Source organism: Streptomyces mutomycini (genome assembly GCF_001700505.1).
GTDB lineage: Bacteria > Actinomycetota > Actinomycetes > Streptomycetales > Streptomycetaceae > Streptomyces > Streptomyces mutomycini.
The window spans coordinates 1-2,971 of record NZ_MAPV01000021.1 but is presented as its reverse complement, the minus strand read 5'-3'; the positions used below and the strand labels follow the sequence as shown (position 1 = coordinate 2,971).

General features: G+C 72.3%; 3 protein-coding genes. 2 read left to right on the top strand and 1 reads right to left on the bottom strand.

What is annotated here, in order from left to right:
* Positions 1-196: 196 nt before the first annotated feature.
* Positions 197-1,039, bottom strand: coding sequence for a DUF3109 family protein (locus tag BFF76_RS02555; RefSeq protein ID WP_053929436.1), 843 nt, complete (start codon positions 1,037-1,039; stop codon positions 197-199).
* Positions 1,040-1,071: 32 nt separating this feature from the next.
* On the opposite strand from BFF76_RS02555, the gene BFF76_RS02550 reads away from it, so the two are divergent.
* The gene (locus BFF76_RS02550; protein ID WP_053929435.1) at positions 1,072-2,028 is read left to right on the top strand and encodes a Ppx/GppA family phosphatase; all 957 of its coding nucleotides are present in this window, start codon (positions 1,072-1,074) and stop codon (positions 2,026-2,028) included.
* A 116-nt stretch (positions 2,029-2,144) separates the two neighbouring features.
* Positions 2,145-2,971: sugar phosphate isomerase/epimerase family protein (locus tag BFF76_RS02545; RefSeq protein WP_065847023.1), on the top strand; the 827-nt coding region annotated here is incomplete at its 3' end.

Here is a 2,971-nt window from a genome sequence, read left to right as displayed (position 1 = left end):
GCCCACGACGGATCCGCCCACGGACCCACCGGGCTCCCCCGGCCCCACGCCGTCCCCTTCCGGCGGATCCTCCGCACCCGGCGTGCCGGCCACGGACCCCGGCGAGCCCTCCGAGCCGGCAGGCTGAGCGGACGGGGGCCGGGAGGGGAGCAGGCCCCCGGATCCCCGGCGGACCCGCCCCGCACGGAAAGGCCCCTCAGGCCGGATCGGCCGGGTGCGGCGCCATCGGCAGCAGCGACGCAAGCCGCTGCTCGCACAGCTCGACCAGCCGGTCGTAGGCCTCCTGGCCCATCAGCTCGGTGAGCTCGGGGCGGTAGGACACGTAGACCGGGTCACCGGCCCCGTGCGCGGACGTCGCCGACGTGCACCACCAGTGCAGATCGTGGCCGCCCGGGCCCCAGCCCCGGCGGTCGTACTCCCCGATCGAGATCTGGAGCACGCGCGTGTCGTCGGGCCGTTCGATCCAGTCGTACGTGCGGCGGACCGGCAGCTGCCAGCACACGTCAGGCTTCGTCTCCAGCGGCTCCTTGCCCTCCTTGAGGGCCAGGATGTGCAGGGAACAGCCCATGCCGCCCGCGAAACCCGGGCGGTTCTGGAAGATGCAGGAGCCCTCCCAGCGCCGCGTCTGGCGCTCGCCGTCCTCGTCGACGCCGACCCAGCCGGTCTTCGTGCCGACGTCGTGGAACTGCCACAGCTCCGGGGTGAGCCGTGCGACGTGTCCGGCCACCCGCTTCTCGTCGTCCTTGTCCGAGAAGTGCGCGCCCAGCGTGCAGCAGCCGTCGTCCGCCCGGCCTGCCTGGATTCCCTGGCAACCGCTGCCGAAGATGCAGGTCCACCGGGACGTCAGCCAGGTCAGGTCGCAGCGGAAGACCTGCTCGTCGTCGGCGGGGTCGGGGAATTCGACCCAGGCCCGAGCGAAGTCGAGCTCCTTCTCGTCGGGCCCGTGGGGCCCCGTGGCTTCCGGCTGCGGCGACTCCTGTTTCGAGTTGCGCAGCTTCTTCGTGGCTTTGTCCGGCTTCGCCTTTTTCGTCTTTGGCACGTGCCCAGAGTAAGCCGCAGTAGCGTGCCCGTATGAGACTTGGAGTCCTCGACGTGGGGTCGAACACGGTGCACCTGCTGGTCGTCGACGCGCATCCCGGCGCCCGCCCGCTGCCCGCCCATTCGCACAAGGCGGAATTGCGGCTCGCCGAACTCCTCGACCCGGAAGGGGCGATCGGCCCCGAGGGGGTGGACCGACTGGTGACGACGGTCGCCGACGCCCTCCGGGCGGCCGAGGACAAGGGCTGCGAGGACGTGCTGGCGTTCGCGACCTCCGCGGTGCGTGACGCGGGTAACGCGGACCAGGTGCTGGCGCGCGTGCGGGACGAGACCGGTGTCACCCTCGCCGTCCTCAGCGGCGAGGAGGAGGCCCGGCTGACCTTCCTGGCCGCCCGCCGCTGGTTCGGCTGGTCCGCGGGGAAGCTGCTGGTCCTGGACATCGGCGGCGGTTCGCTGGAGGTCGGCTACGGGATGGACGAGGAGCCGGACGCCGCGGTCTCGCTGCCGTTCGGCGCAGGACGCCTCACGGCGGCCTGGCTGCCGGGCGATCCTCCGGACGCGACGGCCGTGCGTGCGCTGCGCCGCCACGTCCGCGCCGGCATCGCCCGTACGGTCGGCGAGTTCACCCGGCTGGGACCGCCCGACCATGTCGTCGGGACCTCCAAGACCTTCCGGCAGCTCGCCAGGATAACGGGCGCCGCCCGCTCCGCCGAGGGGCTGTACGTGCAGCGCGTCCTCACCCGCAAGGCCCTGGAGGAGTGGGTGCCGAAGCTGTCCGCGATGACCGTCGCGCAGCGCGGGAACCTGCCCGGGGTCACGGAGGGGCGCGCCGCGCAGCTGCTCGCCGGGGCGCTCGTCGCCGAGGGCGCGATGGACCTCTTCGGGGTCGAGGAACTGGAGATCTGCCCCTGGGCGCTGCGCGAGGGAGTCATCCTGCGGCGTCTCGACCACCTTCCGTCGGAGCAGGCGGCCCTGAGGGCTGCCCCGTGATCCCCGCCGGCGCCCTCACCTGATCCCGGCCGCCGGGCCATGGTCCTTCTCACTTGTCGCCGGGCTCACTCGGCGTCGCGCACCGCTGCCCGTACCCTGTCCACGTGGCAGAACCAGTGGTGCGCGTCCCGGATGCGAAGGTCGCCCTGTCGACGGCCTCCGTCTATCCGGAGTCGACGGCGACGGCCTTCGAGATCGCTGCGCGCCTGGGCTACGACGGTGTCGAGGTCATGGTCTGGACCGACCCCGTCAGCCAGGACATCGAGGCGCTGAAGCGGCTGTCGGACTACCACCAGGTGCCGATCCTCGCCGTGCACGCGCCCTGTCTGCTGATCACCCAGCGGGTCTGGTCCACCGACCCGTGGGTGAAGCTCCAGCGGGCCAGGGCCGCGGCGGAGGAGCTCGGGGCGTCTGCGGTGGTCGTCCACCCGCCGTTCCGCTGGCAGCGCAACTACGCCCGCGACTTCGTCACCGGCATCTGGCGCATGGCTGACGAGACCGATGTGCGCTTCGCCGTGGAGAACATGTACCCGTGGCGCTACAGGGACCGCGAGATGCTCGCCTACGCCCCCGCCTGGGACGTCAGCAACGACGACTACCGGCACTTCACCGTGGACCTCTCGCACACCGCGACCGCGCGCACCGACACCCTGGCCATGGTGGACCGGATGGGCGACCGGCTCGCCCACGTCCACCTCGCCGACGGCAAGGGCTCCAACAAGGACGAGCACCTGGTGCCCGGCCGGGGCGACCAGCCGTGCGCGGAGCTGCTGGAGCGGCTGGCCCGTACCGGCTTCGACGGTCATGTGGTCATCGAGGTCAACACCCGCCGGGCCATGTCGTCGGCCGAACGCGAGGCCGATCTCGCGGAGGCACTCGCCTTCACCCGGCTCCATCTGGCGTCGTCGGCCCGGGGGTCATGGGCGGGGCGTCCGGGCCGACG